This window comes from Bradyrhizobium sp. 172, from assembly GCF_023101065.1.
Classification (GTDB): domain Bacteria; phylum Pseudomonadota; class Alphaproteobacteria; order Rhizobiales; family Xanthobacteraceae; genus Bradyrhizobium; species Bradyrhizobium canariense_D.
On sequence record NZ_CP064701.1, the window covers coordinates 1,761,916 to 1,787,214 of the forward strand.

Consider the following 25,299-nt stretch of genomic DNA (forward strand, 5'->3'; position numbering starts at 1 on the left):
GTCACAAAACTCGGCCGGGCTTTTTAGGAATCCTTGTTTTCTGCGGGTTTTGGCGCATTCTCGTCATTGGGGGAGAGATTCCCACTCTCTCCGCTGAGGTAAGATCCATTGAGGTGACGCGTTCGACGCGCGCGTAGCACCGGCAGGTGATCCGGAGCTCGCGGTCGATCACGCACCCTCGATGTGGATGTCCCCAGCGGGAGTCAGTCGCTGGGCGTGCAAGTCGCAGCGAGTCGTCAGCCAGCGGCCACTGCGGAGAACCCCCGTGTCGCCGCACACGTCACAGGTGCAGGCGTTGCGGGCCTCTGCCAAGTCTATCGCGTCCTCAACCAAGGCGCTCGCTTCCGGAGACAGCCGGCCGGTCCAGTACATGCGGACGGAACCGTACTTCGCCTTGATCGAGGGCCTCGTGCGGGCGTTCGGAGTTGAACTCGCGGACGAAGGCATCGAAGCGTTCCTGCTGCTGCAAGCTATTGCCGCCCGGCGGCCGGGTGGTTTCCTTTTTGAGGGTGAGGTGCATGCGCTCATGACGGCCGTTCTGTTGCGGGTGGCCCGGCTTGATGCGTTCGATTGCAATACCAAGTCGGAGCCACCACACCGAGAGCTTGGAGAGGTTGAACAAGGCGTTGGGACTGGCGAAGGGCACGCCGTTGTCGGAGCGAATGGCGAGCGGCAGGCCGCGCTCGAGGAACAAACGCTCGAAGGCAGTAATTACAGGGTCTTCACGCGTTGAATCGAGCGCTTCGCACAACAACAGGAAGCGCGAGGCATGATCGGTAACGGTGAGCGGATAGCAGTAGCGGCCATTGCCGAGCTTGAACTCGCCCTTGAAGTCGGTGCATCACAAATCATTGGGTCCGGTACCCGTGGACAGCGGCGTGCCGCGCGCGCGGTGGCGCGGCCCGCCGCCACGCTTGACCAGGCCATGGCGATCGAGCACCGCATGGATGGTGCTTTTGGCCGGAATCCTGACATCGCCATCGAGCCGCCGGACCAGCAGTTCGCGGATCTTGCGCGCGCCCCAGTGCGGTTTCTCGGCTTTGAGGCGGACAATCAGACCCTCGATTTGCTCCGGGAGCTGATTGGCATAGCGTACCGGCCGTCTGGACCGATCGCTCAGGGCGGCCAGCCCCTGCTCTTTGTAGCGATCGAAAATCTTATAGCCGGTCTTGCGGGATACGCCGAACTCCCGGCACACATCCGTCATGGCTTCCCCATCCAGAAGCCTGGCCACAAAGCGAAGGCGTTCTTCCATGACCGAACTCGCTTTCCACGGCATCCACACCTCCCGCAGAACAAAAGCGGAAAGTGTAACCCATGTGTCCGGTACGTTTTGTCACCTATGTCTCGGGCCGCTCAAGGCACTTCCTGCTAACCTGCGATCCTCGGACTCTCTTGGTACCACATTAGTCCCACCAATTCGCAAGCTGGCGAGCATGAAGCTACGCGCTGCGGAGGGGAAGACGGCGGGGTACATTTAGCGGTTTAGCGCCCGGAGTCGAAGCGTGGCCGCTTCTCAGCGGGCAGAACCCTACGGCTGAGCCGTGCTGCAGCCGACGCGATTGTGCCAGAGCCGCGGAACACGGGGACAAACCTCAGCTCTGCCGATTGCGAATCCCTGCTGCGTGCTAACCGCTCGGAACGAAAAGACGGGCCAAAGGATTCGTCCGGGCAGGAGCAAGCTCGATGCTGATGACGAAGGAAAGACGGCCGGCGATCCGAACGCTGCGCGGCTGGGCGCTCAGCGTGCTGCAGGAGGCGGGCGCCATCCACGAATGCGAGGAGCACGGCTGGGCGAAGGACCGGGCCGACCCGCATGCACGCGAGCACGCATTGGATATAGCCAGGCAGGAGCCACCCGAGGGCTTATCTCCGGATCAGGCCGTCGGGCAAGTGCGCGAGGTTTTGCATTCGATCGGCGATACGTGCCCGGAGTGCCCGCCACGTCCCGATTAAGTCCCCTGCGCTGTCGCGCCGCTCGAATGGCGTGCGAGCCTCAAACGCCTTTGGCAAACTTGGACGACGTAACGGATATCAGCGGACTATTGCCAAAAGGCCCTTCAAGCGAGCAAGTCTAGTGCGTTCTCGATCGCTGCGCCGGCTGCGGTGTTGTCGAAGATGCACCAGGTCTCACTAGATGACGACGCAGCACCGAGCCGCAGCTTCAGCGATCGCAGGAACGCCCCGTCGTACGCGGAGTAGTAAATGCGCGGCGCTCCATGCAATCGAAAATAGCGCAGACTAGGCCACCCGCCCGGCAGGTCGGCATCGGGCCCCCGCGCCGGATCCGCGGCGACACGGGCAATCCGACGTTCCCCGAGCCAGGCGCCGACCTCGGGCGTAAACCAGCTGACGTGACGCGGCTCGCACGCGAGAGCGGCTGAGGTCTTTTCCTGCAGCGCGCGGAACAGGAACTCCGCATCGGACTCAACGAACATTTTGCGAGGCGCAAACTGAACGAGCAAAACCCCGAGCTTCGCACCAAGTCCGGCGCTCTCTTCGATGAACCGATCGAGTTCACCCTGCGCAAGCTGTGACGAGTGAGTAACAGACTTCGGCACCTTTACCGAAAAGCGGAAATCATCTGGCGTCGCGTTCGCCCATTTCTCATAGGTCGAACGCCGGTGCGGCTTATGAAATGATGAGTTGATCTCGGTGGCGTTCAACACCCGCGCGTAGCGTTCAAGCTGGCTACCTACCCCGCCAACTCTTTCCTTGCAGACTCGCGGAACATTCCATCCCGCTGTGCCGAGCCGCAGCTCAGCCTTGACATGCGCGGCCTCTTCCATGTCAGTCCGAAACTGCCATCGGGTATCACCGGATGTTTCACAATCTCACGCCGACTTCCGCCGCGTCCCTGCTGTCGGCTTCTTCGCCGCCGCTTCCTTAGCCAGCTTCTTACCGGCGATCGGCATCAGCATCTCCTTCTGAGCCGCGGCAGCCTTCTTCGTCTTCTTGGCAGGCTTTTTCGGAGCCTCGGTCTTTGCTGCCGCCCCGCCGACGCTCTTGCGTAGCGCGTCCATCAGATCGACGACGTTCTCGCCTTTCGGCCGATCCTTCGGCACGATCGGCTTGCCGGTGCGCTTCTGGTTGATGAGCTCGATCAGCGCGCTTTCATAATGGTCCTCGAACTTCTCCGGCTCGAATGATCCCGCCTTCTGGTTCACGATGTGCCTGGCCAGATCGAGCATGTCCTTCGTCACTTTGACGTCCTGGATCTCGTCGAAGTATTCCTGCTCGCTACGAACCTCGTAGGGATACCGCAGCAAGGTGCCGACCAGACCCTTGTCCATCGGCTCGAGCGCAATGATGTGCTCTCGGTTGGTGAGCACCACGCGCCCGATCGCAACCTTGTTCATCTCGCGGATGGTCTCGCGGATGACCGCGAAGGCGTCGTGGCCGACTTTTCCGTCCGGACGGATGTAGTAGGGGCGAATTAGGTAGCGCGGATCGATCTCGGCCTTGTCTACGAACTCATCGATCTCGATGGTCCGCGTGGATTCCAGCGCGATCTCCTCAAGCTCCTCCTTGGTCACCTCGATGAACTGGTCCTTCTCGAGCTGGTAGCCCTTAACGATGTCCTCGTTGGGCACCTCGTCGCCGGTGTCGGCGTCGACTTTCAGGTACTTGATCCGATGACCGGTCTGACGGTTGAGCTGGTTGAAGGAGATCTTCTCGCTCTCCGACGTAGCTGGGTAGAGCGCCACGGGACAGGTGACCAACGAGAGACGCAAAAAGCCTTTCCAGTTCGCGCGGGGGGCCATGGTACGCAAAACTCCATAAGGGGACTTGGACTCAAGACGAACGGCGCGACACAGTTCCGACACCGCCCGCAGGTGTCCACCGCAAATTGATGCCAGATCCCGGTCAAGCGCCCGGAATAGATGGCGGGCAGTCTTAACCCAACGAACAAAATAAGAACGTGTATCGGTGACGCAATCCCTGGCACTCCGCGGTGATTAGACCTCTGTGGAAAACGGCCAATCCCTTGCTCTAGGGAAGCGGCAACCCAGCCCGTCGGGCAACACACCCTTCTCCCGTCAATCCCTCTCCGCAAAAATATTCCACTTTACCGAAATTCGGAAACGGCGTATGTGTCGCTCATCCCGGCTCATCCTTGAGGGGCGATCTCGTTGTCGTCTTGATTGCGAGCCGGGCTTGCGATGGACGCGGCAGCGTCGGTACGAGATGGTGCGGGCAGGGCGGGTAGACCCTGTGAGCCCGCAACCGCGTGCGGACGAGCGGCGCTGCTAGGCTTCGTCTCGCCTGTAAGTTTTCGGCTTCGTCGACAGGGCTGGAAAAACTGCGGCGAAATGGCGGGCCGTGCGTACGGCAAAACCGTGTGGTCCTGGCCGTCGTTGCTACGGTCAAGCTTTCGCGGAGGTGTGTGCGAGCCCAACCGGGCAGACAGCATCATCCAAATTCGCGAGGCGAGGGAGGCCAAAGAGAACTCGGCTCCCGGGAGAGCACGGCATAAGCCGTCCAACCGTCGCGCAGGGAAGGCCGAGTGATTGGCTACACCTGTATGCTGCTGTGCGGTTTTCCTGCGTGTGCTTTTCGCGCAGCGGACCGCGGGTGCCAGCCGGCACCCGGCCTTCCCTGCGCCCTCTTGGATATGAGGGCGGAGTGACGAAGCAAAGCTCGGGCGAAACGCGCCGCGAGAACGAGAAATCATGTCCGCTGTTTGAATGCCTGGTCGCGTCATGTGCCGCGACGTCTCGGTGGCAGGCGCTCAGGATGAATTGCCGAAGCGGTGTTCTGGAAGTCCCTGTGCGATGCCATCGATGGCCAGAACATGACCCGCCTGGGGTTCGCGGCCCAGTTGCTCGCGATCAAGAAACTTTCTCGCCGTCGTCACGAACAGGGTCTTCAGATCGGCTCCGCCGAAGCATACGCAGGTCGGATTGGTCGCCGGCACCCGAATGACGGTATCGATCCGGCCGTCCGGCCGATAACGCACCACCCGGCCGCCGGAGAAGAATGCGGTCCACAGTCCGCCCGCAATGTCGATGCACGCGCCGTCGGGCCTCTCGCCGGAGGCGCTGTAATCCGCGAACAACCGTCTGTTGCTAATCACGCCGTTATCGAGATCGAAGTCGAATTGCCAGGTGCGGTATCGCCTCGTATCCGTGAAATAGAGCGTGCGATTGTCGGGTGAGAACGCAATTCCGTTCGTCACGATGACGTCGCCGAACATGCGCACCGTCCGGCCGTCCGCCTCCACCCGATACAGCGCTCCGTTCGGCCGATGCAGCTGGTTGTCCATGGTGCCGATCCATAGCCGGCCCCGCGCGTCGACGCGCCCGTCGTTCAGGCGATTGTCGGGGCCGCTTTCGACCTCGCAGAGCTGACCTGGAGGATCGTCATCGGACGCGCGGCGATAAAGCCCCAGATCCTGCGCGAGCAGGTGGGAGCCATCTGCCGTCAAGGCCTGACTGCCGAGGAAGTTGCACGCGTACGGAACAACCTGATGCGCGCCGGTCGCCGGATCGAAGGATTGATGCAGCCGCCGGTCGATGTCGACCCACCACAGCTTGCGGGAGCGGTCGCACCACAATGGCGTCTCGCCGAGGATGTCGCCTGCGGCGACCGCGGTCTCGACCCGATATGCGGGAATCATGTCAGGAGTCATCCCGAAATCCGATTGCAGCGACGAGCGCTGTCTCCGAACGACGTCAGGCCGCGGACGATCAATCCTCGTTCCAGGAGGCGAGGGCGTGCGCGACGCACCCGTTGATGTGATCGGTGAGCACGGTTTTGGCGCTTTTGATGTCGCGCTTGAGGGCGCATTCGAGCAGCGCCTTGTGCTGGTTGATCGTCTCTGCGCCGCGGTAGCGCAGCGCATAGCGGAAATATTTGTCGAACACGATCGCGTGGGTCTGCATCAGCTCGCGCGAACCGCAATTCGAGATGAGAGCCTGGTGGAATTCGCCGTCGTAGCGTTTGCGCAGCTCGGGATCGTCCCCCTCCTTGAGGACGGTGCGTTCGGTGGCCGCCAGCTTGTGATGCGCGGACACCACGCGGCCCTCCCACTCGACGTCGCCGGCACGAAACGACTCGGCCATTGCATGCTGCTCCAGCAGGATGCGCAGGCCGGCGAGTTCACGCAGGTTCTGGATGGATATCGGCGCCACCTCGAAGCCGCGCTGGCCCTCCGCGACCACGAATCCCTCCGAGGTCAGCCGATTGAGGATCTCGCGCAGCGTGGAGATGCTGACGCCGTAGTCCTCCTTCATGGCGTCGAGCTTGAGACGTCCGGACGGCGTCAGCACGCCGAAAATGATGTCGGATCGAATCCGCTGATAACCGCTGTCGCCCGCCGACAAAGGGCGCCCCTCGAGTGACGTCATGCTCTCCGATCCCGCAATATGCGCGCAACGCCCGTGGTGGGCGGCCGAACCATCAATGTTACCAGCAATATAGCAGACGCCTACCAACAGACGTAATCAAAAATATCGGATGAATTGCGATTTATCATTTGACCAAAAAATGTAGTTATGTTTTTTGATTGACCTGAGGGTGCAGAAAAGAATGGCTGAAGCCGCCGTCGTGCCCCGATCGAACAGGGAGGTCAAAATGAGCTTGTTGGTACGGGCGCTGTCTGCGACGGCGATCTGCGTGGCGCTGACGGTCGGTGCATCCGCTGAGGACATTCAGGAGCGCACGATCAGGTGGGGACACCTGAACAACACCGATCACCCCGTCAGCGCGGGGGTGCAGAAATTTGCGGAGATCCTGCTGGCGAAGAGCGGGGGCAAGATGAAGATTCGTGAGTTCGCGGCCTCGCAGCTCGGCAACGAGCTGCAGCAGCAATCCGCGCTGCGCGGCGGCACGCAGGAAATGCTGTCGGCCTCGACGACGTCGCTCGCAACCGTCGTGCCGGAGTTCGGCCTCATCGACTTTCCATTCATCGTGAAGACCATCGAGCAGGCGGATGCTCTCGGGACCGGCAAGTTCGGCACGTCGATGCTCGATACGTTGCCGTCGAAGGGGCTGATCGGTCTGGGCTATTGGGGCCTCGGCTTCCGCAACGTCACCAACAGCACGCGGCCGATCACCAAGGTCGAGGATTTCAACGGCCTCAAGCTCCGCGTCATTCCGAACCCGGTCTATCTCGAGACCTTCGGATCCTTCAAGGCCAATCCCGTTCCGATGGCCTTCGGCGAACTCTATTCGGCGTTGGAGACGCGCACCGTCGATGGCGAGGAGAACCCCTTCACGGTCATTCTCTCCAACAAGTTCTACGAAGTGCAAAAATACGTTTCCGCCACCAATCACACCTTCACCCTGAACATTATTCTGGTGAGCAAGGCGTTTTGGGACAAGCTCTCGCCGACCGAGCAGCGCCTGATGCGCGAGGCGTATGAGGAAAGCCGAGGCTATCAAAAGGAGCAGACCCGCCTTCAGACCGAAAAGGCCCTCTCTGAATTACAGGCGAAGGGCATGCAGTACAACACCGTCGCGCCGGAAGAGCTCGATCGCATGCGCAAGACGGCGCAGCCGGTCGTCGACAAGATTGCCGCCAATCTCAAGCCGGAGGCGGTCAAGCTGTTCAACGACGAGCTCGATCGCATCCGCAAGGACGTGAAATAGTCGACCTCGTCAGCATGCAAGAGGCAGAGCCGGCCAGTGGGCCGGCTCTGAACCCGACTTTGCCCGGACGGCACGCATGGCGCGAATTCTCGACCTCTATTGCACCCTGCTGAAGGGCATCATCGCCGCATGTCTTGCGGTGATGGTGGTGCTGGTTTTCGGCAACGTTGTCCTGCGCTACGGCTTCAACTCCGGTATTGCGATTTCCGAGGAGCTGTCGCGCTGGCTCCTGGTCTGGCTGACTTTCCTCGGTGCGGTCGTGGCAATGCGTGAGCACGCCCATCTCGGCGTCGATAGCCTTGTGCGGATGCTGCCGGCTTACGGCAAACGCATCTGCTTCATCGTCAGCTACGTCCTGATGCTGTTCGCCGACTGGCTTCTGCTCTCGGGAAGTTGGCGGCAGACGATCATCAATATCGACGACCGCGCCCCGGCGACCGGCCTGTCGCTCGGCATCTTCTATGGCGTGGGCGTGATCTTCGGCGTTTCGGCCGGAGTGATCCTTCTCTACGACCTGTTCCGCGTCATGTCCGGACAGGCCAGCGAAGCCGACATGGTAGCCGTCAGGGAATCGGAGGAGCACTGATGCTGTCTCCTCGTATCGTGCCGCCCGGCGCTCACATCCTGGAAATCACCGGGATCACGCCATGACGATCGCCGTCTTCACCTTCTCGCTGCTCGGCGCCATGGCGCTGGGCATGCCGATCGCCTTTGCGCTGATCGTCTGCGGCGTGGCCTTGATGAGCACGATCGACATGTTCGACGCCCAGATCGTGGCGCAGAACGTCATCAACGGCGCGGACAGCTTTCCGCTGATGGCCATTCCATTCTTCATGCTCGCCGGCGAGGTCATGAACAAGGGCGGTCTGGCCAAGCGAATCGTCAACGTTGCGCTCGTCGCGGTCGGGCATTTTCGCGGCGGACTTGGTTACGTGACGATCCTCGCGTCCTGCATCCTTGCGTCGCTCTCGGGCTCCGCGGCAGCCGACGCTGCGGCTCTGGCCGCCCTGCTGGTGCCGATGATGGTGGCGGCGGGCCACAAGAAATCCTACGCGGCGGGTCTGGTGGCGGCCGGCGGCATCATCGCGCCCGTGATTCCGCCCAGCATCGGGTTCGTCATCTTCGGTGTCGCCGCGGGGGTGTCGATCTCGAAACTGTTTCTGGCGGGGATCGTCCCCGGGATGTTGCTCGGGGCAGGGCTCTGCCTGGCCTGGTGGTGGGTGGTGCGCCGTGAGAACCTGACGCCCCCGCCAAGAGCATCGCTCTCGGAAATGGTGAAAGCGGTGGTCGACGGCTTCTGGGCATTGATGCTGCCGGTCATCATCGTGGTCGGCCTGCGCTTCGGCATCTTCACGCCGACGGAAGCCGCAGTCGTCGTCGCCGTCTATTCGCTTTTCGTCGCGACCTGCATCTATCGGGAATTGAAGCTGTCGCAGCTTTACGAGGTGTTCGTCTCCTCTGCGCTGACGACGAGTATCGTGATGTTTCTCGTGGCAGCGGCGCTGGTATCGTCCTGGCTCATCACTGTGTCCGAGATTTCGACACAGATCGTTACCCTGCTGAAGCCCTTCATGGGCAACAACACGCTCCTGATGCTTGCGATCATGGTCGTGGTGGTGATCGTCGGGACGGCCCTCGACATGACGCCGACCATCCTCATCCTCACGCCGATCCTGATGCCGATCGTCAAGGCGGCGGGCATCGATCCCGTCTACTTTGGTGTTCTCTTCATCATCAATAATGCCATCGGCCTGATCACGCCACCGGTCGGTATCGTGCTGAATGTGGTTTGCGGCGTCTCCAGGATCAGCATGGAGGATATCATCAAGGGCGTCTGGCCCTTCTTGATCGCGCAACTGATCGTCCTGTTCGCGATGGTGCTATTCCCGGGACTGGTGACGATCCCGGCCAAGTGGTTCAGCGGCTAGAGGCGTCGGCAACAAAAGAAGGACAAGCGAAAATGGCCGCAAGGATCATGATCCTCAACGGACCCAATCTCAATTTCCTCGGCATCCGCGAGCCCCACATCTACGGCTCGACGACGCTCGATGAGATCGAGGCGAGCTGCCGCGCGCTGGCCGACCAGCTCGGCGTTTCGATGTCGTTCCATCAATCGAACATGGAGGGCGAACTCGTCAGCCTGATCCAGTCCGCCCATGGCAACGCGGACGCCATCATCATGAATCCCGCGGCCTATTCATTCACCTCGATCGCGCTGATCGATGCGCTGAAGATTTTCGAGGGTGTGAAGATCGAGGTGCACATCTCGAACATCCACGCGCGGGACGAGTTGCACCGCCACTCGATCACGTCGAGTGCTTGCACGGCGGTCATTTGCGGCCTGGGTCCCTATGGTTATCTCGCCGCGATGCTCGCGGCGGTCCAACGGCTGGGCCAATTGCCTGAGGCCATCGCACCGGCTCTGCACGGGCTTGCGGCCGGCGGCAAGGCGTAGGCATGGAGGGCGGGATGCGCGGCACGGGATTTCTCGCCATCTGGAGCGACGTCGAGGCTCACGACCTGACCGACTACCGGCACTGGCTGACGCGCGAGCACACGACCGAGCGCGTGACGACGAAGGGCTTCCTGGCATCGCGTGTCTTCCGCGCGGCAAGGGACGACATCAGCCGCTTCTTCATTCTGTATGAGCTGGAGACGCCGGAGGTCCTCGACGGCGAGGCCTATCTGGCGCGCCTCAACGCACCGACGCCGTGGTCCCAGCGTATCATGCCGAAGCTCGGCAATTTCATGCGGGGCGGGGGCGTCATGATCGCGCGGGCAGGGCGGGGCGAGGGCGCATCGATCGTGGCGCTCCGGATCGAGACATTGCCGAAATATCCCCAAGGTCTGGCTCAGGCGCTCGTTGCGTGCGACGGGGTTGCCGCGGTGCAGATCGGCGCGACCGACGAGGCGCGGACATCGGTGCCGACCGCTGAGAAGGGCATGCGGAAGAACGAGGGGTTCTTCGCGGGGCTTTTGCTGATCGAGGCGCTCGACGTCGCCTCGTTGCAGGCTGCCTTGCAGCGGGCGAGCGAGCTTGCGCCCGACGTCATGGCCGGGGCGAGCGAGCCGGAAGTCTATCAAAGCATCTTTGCGCTCGACGCCCGCATCGCGGATTTCGGCTGATGGCAACGTCTCGCTAGGAACTCTTGCGCACCATCGAGGCTTGACTCAGCGGGCCAGCGTCGCCGCCGATTTGCTGGCCTGCACGGCCCCGCCTCCAAGCCCCCATACCCCCCAGGGTGGGGCCGTGTCTCTTCGCAGGAGATGCAATGCCGGAGCCGACCGATCACGACATCAGAGAACGCGCGCACCGCCTGTGGGAACAGGCGGGCAAGCCGGAAGGCCGCGAGGAAGAGTTCTGGCACGCGGCCGAGCAGGAGTTGCGCAACGAGGACAAGTCGAACCCCATGCGGACGCCGGATACGCTGTGACCAACAAGAGATGCCCATTCTGCTATGGTCTGGGATGGGTCTGCGAAAACCACCCGCTCCGCGCCTGGAGTGAGGAACTGGGCGGCTGCCGCTGCGGTGCGGGCATGCCCTGCACCTGCAACACGACGGAAGATCCCGAAACAAGGGCGGTGATCGTCGAAGCGGACACGACGTGGCATTGAAGGACCTGGCATTGAAGGCGGAACAGAGCCTTCCAGCAGGAATTGAGGATGTGAGCAGCACGGGCTGCGACGCAGGCCCGTGGCTACGGCGGGGTTTGCGGTGGACGAGCGGCAAAAGATAGAGCACCAGATCGAACTCGCAACGCGAGCGGCTGCGCTCGTCAAAGACGAAACCACCGTCGAGCGATTCAGGAGCTTCGCCGAGGAGCTGAAGCAAAAGCTTCTTCGCATGATGCGGCGCGGCAAGGTGCGAGCGCGCGCGTACGAGCTCTGGGAGCAAGCCGGTCACCCGGCCGATCGCGATGTGGAGTTCTGGGTCGAAGCGGAACGGCAGATCGAACAAGAGCGCGATCAGCGGAAGCTCTCGGATCCGCCAGAGAAACGATAGAAGCTGGCGCTTCCGGTAGCCACCTCGGCAGCGAACAAGGTTCGTCCGCGCGTTCGCCGGACAGAGAAAAAGCCGCCGAGTTCTTCACCCTGGCGGCCTCAAAAGTTCGTAGCTGTTGGTCGCCTCTCCAGCCTGGTGCGTACCGCCGTTACCTTGTTTGCGGCCATGCAAGTTCAGTCTAGGCCAAGGCGCTCGATTCTGCTGTGACCTGAAGCACACATTGGAAGGACGATGTCGGGAAGCTTGGGAGGTGACCGACGTTGACGGGACTGCTCCGTCATCGCGTTACGCGCCAGCCGCGACACCCAGGCGGCCTATGCCGGGAAGCTTCAGCGCGGGGCGGCGGATGTCGAGGCCGAGCACCGCGCCGAGGAAATTGATCTCGACCCCTTCGACCCAGCCGATGGTCATGCCGAGATAGCCCGACAGCGAGGCGTAGAGCCCGGTGCCGGACGCCGTGATGCCGGCCCAGCGTCCGCTGTAGGGAAAGTCCTTGCCGATAGCGGTCGGCGGCAGCACGGCACGCAGCTCGGGAACAGCATCCAGCGCCGCCTGCACGAAGGTGTTGGAATTCGGTCCCGGCCAGGCGCTGTAGTCGCCATAGGCGCGGAACTTGTAATTCTCGATGACGGCACGGATCTTCGGAATCAGCGCTTCGGCCCGCGCGCCATCGACGGCGACCACCGTTTCCGGGAGGGCTCCGAACCAGCGGCCGTCGGGCGGAAAGCCGTTGCTGCGAACAGGGTCGCCCCAGGCCGTGTAGTCGTATCGGCTATAGGTTGTGGCGCCCTTCTCCTTGACGACGATCCAGGTGTGGACGGCAAAAATACTGCGCCAGCGCACGGTGCGCGCGGCGAACACTCGGATCAGCGCATCCGGATTGGCCGATGCGGGCGGCAGCAGGCCGGCGCTGGAGCGATCCGCCGTCTGCCAATTGCCGCGGCCGTCGCCGCGCAAATAATAGCGGCCGGCCGACACGCCGATCGGCAGGAAGATCAGCAGCAGGAACAGAATCAAGGATTTCCTCAAGGGCAAACGGCGATCAGGCGGGACGATGCCACCAATATAGTTCGCAAGGCACGCCGCGCCAGCGCTCTCCTGCTCTTGCATTCGGGTGGTGCGGCCATATGTTGCCTCCATGAGGAAGTTGTCGCTCGTCGAGGACCAGGCCATCCAAGCGCGAATCGCGTACATCGCGGGCGCCGAGATTTTCGATCGCCTCTTCGCCGGCATCCGGTTCGACGAAATCGACGGCAATCTGCTGTTTGCCATTGCCAGCGACGAAGACTGCGCGGCCGAGATCGAGGACGAGTTCTCGCACCAGCTCGCTGTGGTCGCCACGCACATCCTCGCGCAGAGCGTGGACGTGGTCGTGGTGCTGCCGAAGGTTCTGCAATAGCCGCCTGCCCGTTAGCCTTCTGCCCGTTCAGGCCGCTTGCCTTTGCCCCCTGTCTCTGCTTTTCAACGCAATTGCAAAATTGTAATGACGTCAGTGGGCGCTCAAGCCCGAGGCGCGTTATCGACGGAGCTCGACGGGAGGGCTCGTCGTCGCTCGCCTCTATTTGCGAAACAAAGTTGGATACACATTGGCGCCCACCAGCAAAGCCCGGGCCACGACCGGCGCGATAAAGACAAAAAGCAAGAGCTCGACAAGCGTAGGCTCGATAAGCAAGAGCGCGAAGAGCACGAGTTCGAAAAGCAAGAGGTCGAAAAGTACCAGCTCGACAAGCAAGCGCCCGGACAAGAGCGCCTCGCGTTCCGCGGTCGCCTCCTCATCGCCGCTCGGCATGCTGGCGCTGCATCTGCTCGAGCAGTGGGAGAAGTCCGGCCGCGACGGCCTCGTCTTCCTCTGCGACGACGAGAGTAGGGCGGAGCGGCTGGGCGGCGTGATCCACGCCCTCGATCTCTCGGTCGACGTGCTGGTGTTTCCGCGCCTGAACACGCTGCCCTTCGACGGCCTCGAGCCCTCCCGCGAGATCGCGGGCCGGCGCAGCTCGGTGCTGCGGCGTCTCGCCAAGACAAAGAAGCCCGTCTTCCTGGTGTCCACCGCGGAAGCCATCATGGAACGGCTGCCGCTGCCGGCGAGCTGGTCGCGGTCGAGCCTCACGCTGAAGGTGGGCGCGCCCTATTCCGAGACCGAGCTGGAGACGCGGCTGGAAGCTCTCGGCTACGATCTCGACGAAGAGGCGGAGTATCCGGGCGGTGTCCTGTTCCATGGCAAGACGTTCGAAGTGTTTCCCGCCGGCGCACTCGCTCCCTTCCGGATCGAGCATTCCGGCGACACGATCCGCAAGATCGTCGCGGTTGATCCTATCGAGCACGAGGTCGTCTACGAGACCCCGGAATTGATCATAGATCCCATGTCCGAGCGGATCGCTCTGGGAGCTACGCGCGGACAGCGGGCGACACTGCCTGATTATTGCAGCCGCGCGCGATGGATCGCGGATGCCGGGGTATCGGCTCACGCCGAGAGCTGGCTGGGCACGATCGAGGACGCTGCCGGCCGCAGGGATGCGGAACGCGAATATCTGGGGCAGGCGGACTGGAAGCAGCTGAAGAAGCGCATCAGCGTGCTGCCGCGCAAGACGGCCTTCATCTCGACGCCGGAGTTCTCGAAGCTGGCCTCGCCTCGCAAGGCGCTTCGCGCCTTCGTCGCCGACATGCAGCGCGGCGGATCGCGGCTGCTGTTCGTCGCGGCCGTCGAGGACGACCTTCGCGCGATGGAGCGCATGAGCGGCATCAAGGCGGAGCGCCTGGCCGATTGGAGCGAGGTGACGAAGGCACGGAGCCGCGAAGGCGCGCTGCTGGCCGATTTCGACGCGGGGTTCATTGGCGCCGGCCGCAAGCCGCTCGTCGTCGTGACCGCGTCCGACGTGCTCGGCAGCCGAGCCCATCATCCGCAGCCGATGGCGCGCGCCTGGAATCCGGCTTTCGATTATCCCGACGTGCCGGAAAAGGGCGCCGCTATCGTCCATCTGCAACGCGGGCTCGCCGTGCTCGATGGCTTGCAGACCCTGGATATGGGCAAGGGATCGCGACGCGAGATGATCAGGCTCAAATTCGCGGGCGACAATGCCGTGCTCGTACCGCCCTCCGATCTTGCCGTGATCTGGCCTTATGCCGGCGAGCCCGGCAAGCTGACGCTGGACAAGGCGGACGGTAGCAGCTGGTGGGCGCGGCGCACCGAGGCGGAAGCGGAAATCCAGGTCGCCGCCAAGGCGCTCGCCAAACACATCAGCCAGCGCCTCCGCCGTCGTGCACCGAAACTGGTGCCGCCGGGGCCAGCTTACGAAAAATTCGTCGCGCGGTTCCCCTATTTCACAACAGTGGACCAGGCCCAGGCGATTCAAGACGTCCTCGACGATCTTGCGGCGGGCCATCCCATGGACAGGGTGATCTGCGGTGACGTCGGCTTCGGCAAGACCGAGGTCGCGCTGCGGGCGGCGGCCGCAGTGGCGCTGTCCGGCAAGCAGGTGGCGATCGCGGCGCCGACGACCGTGCTGGCGCGGCAGCATGTCGAAACCTTCCGCAAGCGATTCGGCCCTCTCGGCATCGAGGTGGGAAGCCTGTCGCGGGCCAGTTCAGGCCCGGAGACGCGAGAGACCAAGGAGGGGCTGCGGCGCGGCACGCTGAAAGTCGTGGTCGGCACGCAGGCGCTTGCGGCAAAGGACGTGAAGTTCGCCGAACTCGGCCTCGTCATCATCGACGAAGAGCAGCATTTCGGGGCGGCCGAGAAGGCGAAGCTTTCAGGCCTCGCCAAGGGGGCCCATTCGCTGTGGATGAGCGCCACGCCGATCCCGCGCACGCTCGCGGCGGGTCTTGCCGGCTTCAGGGACCTCAGCGTGATCGCCTCGCCGCCGGTTCATCGCCTTCCCATCGTGACCAGGATCGCGCCGCTGTCCGATGCTGCCATTGCCGCAGCGCTGCTCCGTGAGCGCAGGCGGCACGGTCAGAGCTTCCTGATCTGCCCACGCATCCAGGATCTGGAGCCGATGCTGGCGCGGGTGCAATCGGTGGCGCCGGAGCTGCGCATCGTCTGTCTTCACGGCAGACTGCCCGTGGACGAGATCGACGATCGCATGATGAGTTTCGTCGATGGCGAGGCGGATGTGCTGCTGGCGACCAATATCGTGGAAAGCGGTCTCGATATTCCGCGCGCGAACACCATCGTGGTGTGCTGGCCCGAAAAGTTCGGGCTTGCGCAGCTGCATCAGCTCAGGGGACGGGTGGGACGCGGCGGCACGCGCGCTTTTGCTCATCTGCTGACGGAATCGACCTCGGAGCAGTCCGAGAAGCGCCTGGCGGTACTGGAGGAGTTCAGCAAGCCCGGGGCCGGCTTTGCGATCAGCGAGCGCGACCTCGACCTCAGGGGCGCCGGCGATCTGTTCTCGGAACAGCAGTCCGGGCATGTCCAGGTGTTCGGACCGGTGCTCTACAGTCATCTGCTGAAGCGCGCGTCCGAGCGAGGCAGCGATACCGGGGCCGATCTGTGGGTGCCCGATCTCAATATGCCGCTCGCCGACATGCTGCCTGAAGGCTACGTGCAATCCGAGGCGGTCCGGCTCGAGATCTATGGGCGCGCTGCCAGGTGCCGGAGCGACGACGATCTGGAAGATCTGGAAGAGGAGATCTCGCGTCGTTTCGGCAGGCTGCCGCCGGAGGCCCGCGACTTCTTCGCCTCCGCCAGGCTGCGGATCGATTGCAAGCAGCGCGGTATCGTCAGGCTCGATGTCGGGCCCGAGGCCGTCGCCGCGACGTTCCTGCCGGGGCGACTACGGAAATCGAGGGCGAAGTCGCAGACGGGGGCGCTGCAGCGCGACGGCGACCGCGTTGTTCACGCCGGCCGCCGCGACCAGGATCCGTTCAGCCGGGTCGAGGAGTTTCTCGACCTGCTGGACGGCTAGGGATCATTCGGTCTGCTCGACTGCCGCCGGCATTTTCGCCACCGACATCAGCGAGCGAGCCACCTGGTTGAGAAGCTGATCGGCGTTCTCCTCCTCGGCGAGCGATTTCGACAGCAGGGCGACAATGGCACTGTGGCGAAGCTGCTGGGCGAGGTTGCGCGCCGTGGTGTAGCCCGCGATCTCGTAATGCTCGACGCGCTGCGCTGCGCCGATCAGGGCGAGGTCGGCCGCCGCGTCCTCCTTGTCCTCGCCCTCGGCCATGATCTCCTGGCCTTCCTCGACGAGGCCCATCATGCCCTTGCAGGGCTTGGCGCGGGGGGATTTGCCGAGCATTTCGAAGCATTCGTTGATGCGCTCGACCTGCGCTTCGGTCTCGGCGAGGTGCTGCTCGAACAGCTCGCGCAACTGATCGAAGCGGGCGGCCTCCGCCATCTTGGGAAGCGCCTTGGTCAATTGCTTCTCGGCATGCAGGATATCGCGCAGCTCGTTGATGAGCAGATCGCCGAGACCCGCTTCGTCCGCGGGCGGCGAGCTCTCGGTGACGATGGCCGAGGCCGGACCCGGTTCGCCCGCCTGGATCGCCGGCGACTCCGTGAACACCCAGTCGCCGCCCTCGTTCCACGGGCCGCGCGTGTCGATCTCGCCATGGTCGCCGGCGCCGGTGGAATCGTTGAAGAACTGGTCCACGAGGCCGGGCGTCGGCGCGATGCGGCCGATGCTGAACGCTGGCTTGCCCATGCTCTCGAGCGCGAGCGCGAACGCCTTCATGTGCGTGATCTCGCGGGTCATCAGGAACTGCAGCGCGTCCTTGCTGCCGGCGTCGTCGCAGAAATTGATCAGCCGCTCGTAGACGATCTTGGCCCGCGCCTCCGCGGCGATGTTGCTGCGCAGATCGACGTCAAGCTCGCCGGTGATCTTCAGATAGTCGGCGGTCCAGGCATTGCCCTGGGAGTTGAAGAGATTGACGCCGCCGCCGCCGGCGATGGCGATGAGGGGATCGGCTTCGGCCGCCTGGCGGTCGAACTTCGACGGCTTGAGATGCATCCGCGCCAGCGTGCCGACCACTTCCAGATGGCTGAGCTCTTCGGTGCCGATGTCCATCAGCAGGTCCTTGCGATCGGGATCCTCGCAGTTCACCCCCTGGATCGAGTACTGCATCGCGGCGGCGAGCTCGCCATTGGCGCCGCCGAACTGCTCCAGCAGCATGTTGCCGAAGCGGGGATCCGGCTCGTCGACGCGAACGGTGAACATCAGCTTCTTGACGTGGTGATACATGGTGGGGACTCTCGTATTGGAAGGACAGGAAAGAGGATGTCTTCCGAACGGGCGGCTTTAGCGTTCGTTCCTCGCGAAACGACCTGCGCCGATGATATCGGGCGCAGGTCGTTCGAAGTCGATCGGCAGGATTGTGGGCGTATTCGTTTAGCGTTGGTCCGGACGCTTGGCGGGCGGCCCATTCTTGTTGCCTGGCGCGCCCTGAATATTCGACGGGTCCTGCGACTGCACGGCGGTGTTGCCAGTGGAGCTCGTCGAACTCGATCCAACGGTCTCACCAGGCTTTGCGGCCGGCCCGTTCTTGTTGCCGGGCTGCCCGGCAATGCCGGCACCCGAATTCTGCGCGCTCGGCGCGGACGAAACGTCAGGCTTGCTGGCCTGCGCCCAGGCTGCTCCAGGCAGCGCGAGAGCGGCGAGGATAACGGCACCTGTGAACTTCATCTCGGTGTTCTCCGACTGATGCCCCATCTACTCGAACGCCGATAACCTGCGTGCGTTCCCTGTCGTCATCAACTCGAAAGCGTCGGCTCACCGTGTCACGACCAACTACCCCGGCAGCGGCGCCTCCACGACGTCCAGCAGCGCGCCGAGGCCCTGGCGCAGGCGGCGCGTGGCGATGGTTTCGGTGGCGAGACCGAACACCACGAGGGATCGCCCCGTCATCGCATAAACGTGCCCGAACTCGAATGCGGGCATTTGCCCCTCCGGTTGATTGGTGTCGATCAACCCGATCCAGCTGCGTCCCTCGGCGACTGCGGGCAAGGTGAAATTCACGACGTCGTAATGGGCGTTGTAGATCAGCAGCATGGTTGCGTCCGAGCCGCGGCGCTTGATCCCGGTCTCCTGGGCGCGGCCGTCGAGCAGCAGGCCGAAACATTTGGCGTTACCGTCCTGCCACTGGTCCGTCGTCATTTCCTCCCCGGACGGCGCGAGCCACGTCACGTCCTTCACGTCCAGCTCTTCATTGTGGGAGCCGACCAGGAAGCGGCTGCGGTAAAGAATCGGAAATGCCTTACGCGTGGCGATCAGCTTGCGCGTGAATTCGCGAAGGCTGCGGCCATTTGCGGTGATGCGGAGCCAGTCGAGCCATGTGATCTCGTTGTCTTGGGCGTACGCGTTGTTGTTGCCGTGTTGGGTGTGTCCGAATTCGTCGCCTGCAAGCAGCATAGGCGTGCCGTGCGACAACAGCATGGTCGCCAGCAGATTGCGCTTTTGGCGCTCGCGCAGCGCCGTGATGTCCGGATCGTCCGTCGGTCCCTCGGCGCCGCAATTCCAGGAATGATTGTTGCTGTGGCCGTCGCGATTATCCTCACCATTGGCTTCGTTGTGCTTGTCGTTGTACGAGACGAGGTCATTGAGATTGAAGCCGTCATGGGCTGTGACGAAGTTGACGCTGGCCCATGGCCGGCGGCCGCGCTTGTTGAAGAGATCGCCGGATCCGGACACGCGCTTGGCGAAGTCCGCGATCGATCCCTCATCGCCCTTCCAGAAGGCGCGCACGGTGTCCCTGAACTTGTCGTTCCACTCCGCCCATCCCGGCGGAAACTGACCGACCTGATAGCCGCCCGGACCGATGTCCCAGGGCTCGGCGATCAGCTTGACGCTGGAAAGCACGGGGTCCTGCCGGCAGGCATCGAGGAAGCCGCCGCCTTCATCGAACCCGTAAGGTTCGCGCGCCAGGATGGTGGCGAGATCGAAGCGGAAACCGTCGACCCGCATCTCGGTCGCCCAGTAGCGCAGGGAATCCGCGACCAGTTGCAGCACGCGTGGATGCGACAGGTTCACCGTGTTCCCGGTACCGGTGTCGTTGATGTAGTAGCGCTGCTGGTCCGGCAGCAGGCGGTAATAGCTGGCGTTGTCGATGCCCTTGAACGAGAGGGTTGGGCCGAGCTCGTTTCCTTCAGCGGTGTGATTGTAGACGACGTCGAGGATGACCTCGATGCCATGGGCGTGGAACTGGTTGACCATGGCCTTGAATTCGTTCGCGAACGGCGTCCTGAGGTAACGCGGCTCCGGCGCGAAGAAGGCAAGGGAGTTGTAGCCCCAGTAATTGCGCAAGCCTTTCTCGACCAGATAGCTGTCGTCAACGAAGGCATGGATCGGCAACAATTCTGCACTGGTAATGCCAAGCGAGCGCAGGTAGGCCGGAACTTCCGAGTGCGCGAGACCGGAGAACGTGCCGCGGTCTGCGTCGGGCACCAGCGGATGCAACTGGGTAAACCCCTTGACGTGCATCTCGTAGACGATCGTCCGCTCCCACGGCACTTCCGGCTTGCGCGCGGCGCCCCAGGTGAAGGCCGGGTCGATGACACGGCATTTCTGCATCAAGGGCGCGCTGTCGCGTTCGTCGTAGGAGAGATCCTTGTCGGCATGGTCGAGCTGGTAGCCGAACAGCTCCGGTCCCCAGCGCAACCGGCCGACCAGCTGCTTGGCGTAGGGATCGAGCACGAGCTTGTTGGGATTGAAGCGGTGTCCAGCGTCGGGTTCGTAGGGGCCATGGACGCGGTAGCCATAGACGGTGCCGGGGCGGGCCGAGGGCAAATAGCCGTGCCAGACTTCGTCGGTATATTCGGGGAGTTCGATCCGCTCCAGTTCGGTTTCGCCGCTGTCGTCGAACAGGCAGAGTTCGACCTTGGTGGCATGGGCTGAAAACAGCGCGAAATTGACGCCGAGCCCGTCCCAGGTGGCGCCGAGCGGAAACGGCTTGCCCTCGCTGATGCGGGAGCGGCGCAGGCTCGAGGCCGCCCGCGTCAGGGTGTCGTCTGAATGTACCGTTTGATCCATCGCTGCCCCCGAATAGCCCCTGAAGAATTTGGTGAGGTTGCCGTCACTTCCGCGTCGCCTGCTCGCCGACGGTCGCAGAAGTAATCACCGCGACAGGAGGCACATCGTCCGGCTTCGGCAGCGTGGTTGCCCTTTGCAGCGCCGCCTCCTTGCTGATAGCCGCAATCGAGTTGCCAATCCGCTCGACGATGCTGGTCAGCTCTGCGTCGGATAGTCCGAGACGCTTTCTGACGAGGCGCACCTGAGTACGGTCGGCCAGGTCGAGCTTGTTGCGGATCGGCTGTGGCTTCGAGCGGCGCATGACGAAAACTCCCGTGTGGAGTTGCAACCGTCGCCCCGGCGATTCCGTTCCCTGTTTGCAACTTGATCTTCCCCAAGCCATCGTCGCCGCACCTCGGCCCAAAAGTGCACACAACGCACATGGCGCATCGGTGTGGCGCCGGCCTGAGGAACGAATGCCCACATCTCGGCTTCTCCCGTTGAGCATGCTCAAGCGATCGTAAAATCGAGCCTCGCGAAGCGTGCCGTAACTTCCAGCCATGCACGCAAAGGCGGCCAGGTTTGAGTCACAGTTTGGGAATGGCTGGGCCAGCGCGACACCACGGCCCTCGATGCCTCGACCACGGGGTCTGCTTCAATCTGTGGGCGCCGACGGCGCAATCGGTCGAATTGCTCGAAGCCGGCCGGCCGCCACTCCGGATGATGCGCGACCACGATGGCTGGTACCAGGCGTTGAGTCCCGCCGCGCATGTCGGCACGCGCTATCAGTTCAGGATCAACGAAGACCTGGTCGTTCCCGATCCCGCCTCGTTCTTCCAGCCGGACGACGTCGGGGCCCCGAGCGAGGTGGTGGACACTGCGGCGTTCCGAGACTCGGTGCTCTATCCCGGCCGCCCTTGGGCGGAGGCCGTGATCTACGAGTTGCACGTCGGCACCTTCAGTGAGGAGGGCACCTATGCCGGCGTCGAGAAGAAGTTGCCCTATCTGCGCGATCTCGGCATTACCGCAATCGAGCTGATGCCGCTCAATGATGTCCCCGGCCGGCACAATTGGGGCTATGACGGCGTGCTGCTGAATGCGCCGAATGCGCGCTACGGCAGGCCGGAAGACCTCAAGCGGCTGTTACGCGCGGCGCATGCCCTCGACATCATGGTCTATCTCGATGTTGTCTATAACCATTTCGGACCGCAGCTGAACTATCTGCACCTCTATGCGGAAAGTTTCTTTACCGCGCGCCACAGCACCGGCTGGGGCCCTGCCGTCAACCTCGAGGGACACGACGGTGCGTTCGTGCGCGAGTTCCTGATCGAGAACGCGTTGATGTGGCTGCGCGACTACGGGTTCGACGGCTTGCGGCTCGACGCCGTTCACGCCCTGAAGGACGATTCCGACCGCCATTTCCTGATCGAGCTTGCCGAGACGGTTCGCAGTCAGCTGCCGGACCGGCGCGTGCATCTGATGCTGGAGAACGAGGCCAATCAGGCCCGCCTGCTCGACCGTGCTCAGGGGCGAACCCGGCTCTATGACGCGCAATGGGGCGATGATTTTCACAACGCGCTCCACGTCCTGTTGTCGGGCGAGGACGAAGGCTATTATCGCGCGTTCGCAGACAGGCCGCTTGAACATCTCGCGCGAGCGCTCACCGAGGGCTTTGCCTACCAGGGCGAAATCTTTCCGCTGCATGACGAACCGCGCGGCGAGCCGAGCGCGCATCTGCCGCCTGATGCCACCATCTTCTTCGCCCAGAACCACGACCAGATCGGCAACCGCGCGCTCGGGGAGCGGCTTTCCGCGCTGGTCGGTCCGGAGAAGCTGGACCAGGCCATGGCACTGGTTCTCTTGAACCCGCATATTCCCCTGTTGTTCATGGGTGAGGAAGCCGCGGCCGAGACGCCATTCCTGTTTTTCGCAGACTGGTCCGGCGAAGCTGCCGAGCTGACGCGGGAAGGGCGGCGCAAGGAGTTCGCGCACTTCAAGGCGTTCTCGACGCCCGGCATGCGCGCCAGGATTCCGGATCCGTGCGATGAAAAAACCTTCGGGGCATCGAAGCTCGACTGGGCCGGCATCGACCGCTCTCCCGCCAGCGCCAGGTTTCGCGGCCTCACAGCCCGATTGCTGAAGATAAGGCGCGAGAAGATCGTTCCGCTGATCAAACGGGGTTTCGTTTCGGCTCATTGCAGGTTGCTGGGGGAGAACCAGCGTAAGGGCGGCCTGGATGCCCGTTGGCGGACGCAGAAGGGAGACATCTTGCAGATTCTTGCCAATTTCGCCGACCACGAACTGCCCATGCCGGCGCTGGTCGCGGGCGAGAGCCTATGGCGATTGGGCGCCGCCGACGCGCCAGCGCTGTTGCCGAGCGACATCATCGTGCGGCTTGGCCACGAGGCGTGATGGAACCGCGAGGAACGCTTCCGAAAGCTTTCCGTTAGCGGAGTAAATCCCTGGAGCCACTCCATGACCGAATATCCAAAGCCGCCTTATCCGTCCCAGCAGCAATCGATGCCCGGTTCGACCCGCGCGATGAATCCACGACCGGATCACGGCGAAGAGAGTTACAAGGGCTCCGGGCGACTGTCCGGAAAGAAGGCAATCATCACCGGTGGCGACAGTGGCATCGGCCGCGCGGTCGCGATCGCCTATGCCCGGGAAGGTGCCGACATCGTCATCGCCTATTTGAACGAGGACGAGGATGCCGCTGAGGTCAAGACGCTGGTGGAGCGCGAGGGACGCAAGGTCGTCCTGATCCCCGGCGACATCCGCAATCCCGATCATTGTCGCGCGATCATCCAGCGCACCGTCGAGGCGTTCGGCGCAATAGACATCCTCGTCAACAACGCGGCGCATCAGGACACGTTCAAGGAGATCGCTGATATCAGCGACGAGGAATGGCAGCGGACGTTCGAGACCAACATTCACGCCATGTTCTATCTCACCAAGGCTGCGGTCCCCCACATGCGCCCGGGAGCGGCGATCATCAACACCGCGTCGGTGAACTCCGACATGCCGAATCCGACCCTGCTGGCCTATGCCACGACCAAGGGCGCCATTCAGAATTTTACCGGCGGGCTCGCCCAGATGCTGGCGGCGAAGGGCATTCGCGTCAACGCGGTCGCCCCGGGTCCGATCTGGACGCCGCTGATCCCGTCGACGATGCCGGAGGACAAGGTCAAGAACTTCGGCAAGCAGGTGCCGATGCAACGGGCCGGCCAACCGGCCGAACTCGCGACCGCGTATGTCATGCTCGCCGATCCGCTCTCGAGCTACACGTCGGGAGCGACCCTGGCGGTCACCGGCGGCAAGCCGTTTATCTAAGCGATCGTGCAACGGGAACGTGGCGACCCGCGAGCAGGACCGCCACGTTCAGTACGTCTCGATCAAGCCGCGCTGGACGCCTTGGCATTGACGCCCTTGCGAAGCGCCACGGTGTTCAGCTTGGTGTTGGCGGCCTTCTCTTCGTTCAGGTTCGTCGTGAGGAAGCGCACGATGTCGTCGTGCCCGAGTTCCTCCGCCCATGCGATCAGCGTGCCGTAGCGGCACATCTCATAATGCTCGACGGCCTGTGCGTTGGCCACGATCGCGGCATCGAGCACGGCCTTGTCCTCGATTTCGCCCGCGGTCTCATCGGCCTCCTTGATGAGGCCGTCGATGGCGGGACAGTGTGTCCCGCTGGGCTCCTTGCCGAGCTTCGCGAATGCCTTGCCGAGCCTGTCGACCTGCTTGTTGGTCTCCTCCAGATGGGCTTTCAAGCCGGCGGCAAGGTCCCTGTTTGTCGCCTTCTCGATCATCTTCGGCAGAGCCTTGAGGATCTGCTGTTCCGCGTAATAGATATCCTGCAGGCCGTGCAGCAGCAGGTCTTCCATCGATTTGATGTCCTTGGTGAAGAATCCCATAAACGACGTCTCCTTTGACAATGATGGAACTGGAACGCTGCACAGCCCTAGCTGTTCCATTCCCGTGATCAGATCAGGAGAGCCGAATGAGCGATGGTGCGGATCATCTTGCGGGCCTGCTCGGACGAGCGGCGATGGACGTGTGGGGTGACATGCCCCGCGACATCCAGGAAGCGCTGTTCGAGACCGCCATGAAGGGGCGTCCTGCGGAGCGGGAAGAGCTCGCGCGGCTGCTGCACGAGCGGCATCCCCGTACGCTTCATCCGGCACGGCCTGGCTGAGCCGCGGCAGGAACGATTGTGTCAGAAGCCGATTTGTAAAATGGGCGAGGCGCGGTGAATGGGATTGACGAAGCCCGTGAGCCGTAGCTCGCCCAGGATCAAATCGGTGAGTCGATCGGCGTGACTGAAATGATGATCGGAAAATGGTACGACCCGATCTCCCAGCGATGGATCGTGCCTCGCGAGGAACGTCCGGTGGCGGACTATTCGCAGTCCAACCCGGAGAAGGGGCCGGAAAGCAGCGCATCGCGCGAGGCGCAGCGGATCTGGGACCTGTTGGTCGATTGCTGCGCGCGCGGTTGATGTCCGAGCCGCACCATCATTCGCTTCTACTTGGCAATTCAGAGAGTGATGACATAGACCGCGAAGGCAATGATGAGCGCCAGGCTTACGACGGCGGTGCTGATCAATATCTTGCCCATGGCGCGTCCGTGCTGTCTCGCCGCGTCAATGTAACAGCCGCCATTTTCGTTCCGGAGCGGCAGGTGAAGGTGGCTCCCACTGTTCACATGTGAACAAAGGGTGTCGGCACCAAATGGCGTGAACTATATCATTTGATACAGACATG

26 protein-coding genes and 1 pseudogene are annotated in these 25,299 nt (G+C 62.9%); 15 read left to right on the forward strand and 12 right to left on the reverse strand.

Annotation, left to right across the window (positions count from 1 at the left end):
- Positions 1 to 397: 397 nt before the first annotated feature.
- Positions 398 to 1,279: pseudogene (locus tag IVB07_RS08410) on the reverse strand (helix-turn-helix domain-containing protein); the annotation flags it as partial.
- Between the two features lie 407 nt (positions 1,280 to 1,686).
- On the opposite strand from IVB07_RS08410, the gene IVB07_RS08415 reads away from it, so the two are divergent.
- A complete protein-coding gene (locus tag IVB07_RS08415; protein ID WP_018453910.1) occupies positions 1,687 to 1,956 on the forward strand; it encodes a hypothetical protein in 270 nt (89 codons plus the stop codon).
- A gap of 104 nt (positions 1,957 to 2,060) precedes the next feature.
- On the opposite strand, the gene IVB07_RS08420 is transcribed toward IVB07_RS08415, so the two are convergent.
- From IVB07_RS08420 to IVB07_RS08435, 4 genes are all read right to left on the reverse strand, one after another.
- The gene (locus IVB07_RS08420) at positions 2,061 to 2,789 is read right to left on the reverse strand and encodes a DUF72 domain-containing protein (protein WP_085393961.1); all 729 of its coding nucleotides are present in this window, start codon (positions 2,787 to 2,789) and stop codon (positions 2,061 to 2,063) included.
- Between the two features lie 45 nt (positions 2,790 to 2,834).
- Positions 2,835 to 3,764 (reverse strand): Ku protein, encoded by a 930-nt coding sequence (locus IVB07_RS08425; RefSeq protein WP_018453912.1) that lies wholly within the window; start codon positions 3,762 to 3,764, stop codon positions 2,835 to 2,837.
- Positions 3,765 to 4,732: 968 nt separating this feature from the next.
- Positions 4,733 to 5,632, reverse strand: coding sequence for an SMP-30/gluconolactonase/LRE family protein (locus IVB07_RS08430; protein ID WP_085393960.1), 900 nt, complete (start codon positions 5,630 to 5,632; stop codon positions 4,733 to 4,735).
- A gap of 58 nt (positions 5,633 to 5,690) precedes the next feature.
- Positions 5,691 to 6,350 carry an FCD domain-containing protein gene (locus IVB07_RS08435; protein WP_085348502.1) on the reverse strand — a complete coding sequence of 220 codons (660 nt, stop codon included), beginning with the start codon at positions 6,348 to 6,350 and terminating at the stop codon, positions 5,691 to 5,693.
- A 226-nt stretch (positions 6,351 to 6,576) separates the two neighbouring features.
- Here IVB07_RS08435 and IVB07_RS08440 point away from each other — a divergent pair, with 226 nt between their 5' ends.
- From IVB07_RS08440 to IVB07_RS08470, 7 genes are all read left to right on the forward strand, one after another.
- Positions 6,577 to 7,593: a TRAP transporter substrate-binding protein gene (locus tag IVB07_RS08440; protein WP_018453915.1), complete on the forward strand. Its 1,017-nt coding sequence runs from the start codon at positions 6,577 to 6,579 to the stop codon at positions 7,591 to 7,593.
- A 76-nt stretch (positions 7,594 to 7,669) separates the two neighbouring features.
- A complete protein-coding gene (locus tag IVB07_RS08445; protein ID WP_247401657.1) occupies positions 7,670 to 8,179 on the forward strand; it encodes a TRAP transporter small permease in 510 nt (169 codons plus the stop codon).
- A gap of 61 nt (positions 8,180 to 8,240) precedes the next feature.
- Complete coding sequence (locus IVB07_RS08450; RefSeq protein WP_247401660.1) at positions 8,241 to 9,521, forward strand: TRAP transporter large permease subunit; 1,281 nt, start codon at positions 8,241 to 8,243, stop codon at positions 9,519 to 9,521.
- A 32-nt stretch (positions 9,522 to 9,553) separates the two neighbouring features.
- Positions 9,554 to 10,048, forward strand: coding sequence for a type II 3-dehydroquinate dehydratase (locus IVB07_RS08455; RefSeq protein WP_247401682.1), 495 nt, complete (start codon positions 9,554 to 9,556; stop codon positions 10,046 to 10,048).
- Between the two features lie 14 nt (positions 10,049 to 10,062).
- Complete coding sequence (locus IVB07_RS08460; protein WP_247401683.1) at positions 10,063 to 10,719, forward strand: hypothetical protein; 657 nt, start codon at positions 10,063 to 10,065, stop codon at positions 10,717 to 10,719.
- A gap of 146 nt (positions 10,720 to 10,865) precedes the next feature.
- Complete coding sequence (locus IVB07_RS08465) at positions 10,866 to 11,027, forward strand: DUF2934 domain-containing protein (protein ID WP_007595988.1); 162 nt, start codon at positions 10,866 to 10,868, stop codon at positions 11,025 to 11,027.
- 282 nt (positions 11,028 to 11,309) lie between these two features.
- Entirely contained in the window at positions 11,310 to 11,597 is a 288-nt protein-coding gene (locus tag IVB07_RS08470; protein WP_247767591.1) for a DUF2934 domain-containing protein, read from the forward strand.
- Positions 11,598 to 11,882: 285 nt separating this feature from the next.
- On the opposite strand, the gene IVB07_RS08475 is transcribed toward IVB07_RS08470, so the two are convergent.
- Complete coding sequence (locus tag IVB07_RS08475) at positions 11,883 to 12,614, reverse strand: DUF3750 domain-containing protein (RefSeq protein WP_018453922.1); 732 nt, start codon at positions 12,612 to 12,614, stop codon at positions 11,883 to 11,885.
- 121 nt (positions 12,615 to 12,735) lie between these two features.
- Here IVB07_RS08475 and IVB07_RS08480 point away from each other — a divergent pair, with 121 nt between their 5' ends.
- Positions 12,736 to 12,996, forward strand: a complete 261-nt coding sequence (locus IVB07_RS08480) for a hypothetical protein (RefSeq protein WP_007595982.1) — start codon at positions 12,736 to 12,738, stop codon at positions 12,994 to 12,996.
- A 159-nt stretch (positions 12,997 to 13,155) separates the two neighbouring features.
- Here the strand turns inward: IVB07_RS08480 and IVB07_RS08485 are convergent, their stop codons facing one another.
- Entirely contained in the window at positions 13,156 to 13,386 is a 231-nt protein-coding gene (locus IVB07_RS08485) for a hypothetical protein (protein WP_018453923.1), read from the reverse strand.
- Between IVB07_RS08485 and IVB07_RS08490 the strand changes: the two genes are divergently transcribed.
- A complete protein-coding gene (locus tag IVB07_RS08490) occupies positions 13,385 to 16,501 on the forward strand; it encodes a DEAD/DEAH box helicase (RefSeq protein ID WP_247767592.1) in 3,117 nt (1,038 codons plus the stop codon). The genes IVB07_RS08485 and IVB07_RS08490 overlap by 2 nt on opposite strands.
- Before the next feature lie 3 nt (positions 16,502 to 16,504).
- Here IVB07_RS08490 and IVB07_RS08495 read toward each other — a convergent pair whose 3' ends face one another.
- The 4 genes from IVB07_RS08495 to IVB07_RS08510 all read right to left on the reverse strand — a co-directional run bounded on the left by IVB07_RS08495 (position 16,505) and on the right by IVB07_RS08510 (position 20,861).
- Positions 16,505 to 17,776, reverse strand: a complete 1,272-nt coding sequence (locus tag IVB07_RS08495; RefSeq protein WP_247767593.1) for a DUF892 family protein — start codon at positions 17,774 to 17,776, stop codon at positions 16,505 to 16,507.
- A gap of 147 nt (positions 17,777 to 17,923) precedes the next feature.
- Positions 17,924 to 18,217 (reverse strand): hypothetical protein, encoded by a 294-nt coding sequence (locus IVB07_RS08500; RefSeq protein ID WP_026232628.1) that lies wholly within the window; start codon positions 18,215 to 18,217, stop codon positions 17,924 to 17,926.
- Between the two features lie 105 nt (positions 18,218 to 18,322).
- Positions 18,323 to 20,560, reverse strand: a complete 2,238-nt coding sequence (gene glgX, locus IVB07_RS08505) for a glycogen debranching protein GlgX (protein ID WP_247767594.1) — start codon at positions 20,558 to 20,560, stop codon at positions 18,323 to 18,325.
- Positions 20,561 to 20,603: 43 nt separating this feature from the next.
- Positions 20,604 to 20,861 (reverse strand): DUF3606 domain-containing protein, encoded by a 258-nt coding sequence (locus IVB07_RS08510; protein ID WP_018453928.1) that lies wholly within the window; start codon positions 20,859 to 20,861, stop codon positions 20,604 to 20,606.
- A gap of 278 nt (positions 20,862 to 21,139) precedes the next feature.
- Here IVB07_RS08510 and treZ point away from each other — a divergent pair, with 278 nt between their 5' ends.
- Both treZ and IVB07_RS08520 read left to right on the forward strand, forming a co-directional pair.
- The gene (gene treZ / locus IVB07_RS08515) at positions 21,140 to 22,951 is read left to right on the forward strand and encodes a malto-oligosyltrehalose trehalohydrolase (protein WP_247767595.1); all 1,812 of its coding nucleotides are present in this window, start codon (positions 21,140 to 21,142) and stop codon (positions 22,949 to 22,951) included.
- A 63-nt stretch (positions 22,952 to 23,014) separates the two neighbouring features.
- Positions 23,015 to 23,872, forward strand: coding sequence for an SDR family oxidoreductase (locus IVB07_RS08520; RefSeq protein WP_247767596.1), 858 nt, complete (start codon positions 23,015 to 23,017; stop codon positions 23,870 to 23,872).
- Positions 23,873 to 23,934: 62 nt separating this feature from the next.
- Here IVB07_RS08520 and IVB07_RS08525 read toward each other — a convergent pair whose 3' ends face one another.
- Positions 23,935 to 24,450, reverse strand: a complete 516-nt coding sequence (locus IVB07_RS08525) for a ferritin-like domain-containing protein (RefSeq protein ID WP_018453931.1) — start codon at positions 24,448 to 24,450, stop codon at positions 23,935 to 23,937.
- Between the two features lie 86 nt (positions 24,451 to 24,536).
- Between IVB07_RS08525 and IVB07_RS08530 the strand changes: the two genes are divergently transcribed.
- The 3 genes from IVB07_RS08530 (at position 24,537) to IVB07_RS08540 (ending at position 25,246) form a co-directional block, all read left to right on the forward strand.
- Positions 24,537 to 24,731 (forward strand): hypothetical protein, encoded by a 195-nt coding sequence (locus tag IVB07_RS08530; protein ID WP_007614011.1) that lies wholly within the window; start codon positions 24,537 to 24,539, stop codon positions 24,729 to 24,731.
- Between the two features lie 120 nt (positions 24,732 to 24,851).
- Positions 24,852 to 25,034, forward strand: a complete 183-nt coding sequence (locus tag IVB07_RS08535; protein ID WP_143273038.1) for a hypothetical protein — start codon at positions 24,852 to 24,854, stop codon at positions 25,032 to 25,034.
- Positions 25,034 to 25,246 (forward strand): hypothetical protein, encoded by a 213-nt coding sequence (locus tag IVB07_RS08540; protein WP_143273036.1) that lies wholly within the window; start codon positions 25,034 to 25,036, stop codon positions 25,244 to 25,246. The genes IVB07_RS08535 and IVB07_RS08540 overlap by 1 nt, the downstream gene beginning before the upstream one ends.
- Positions 25,247 to 25,299 lie beyond the last annotated feature (53 nt).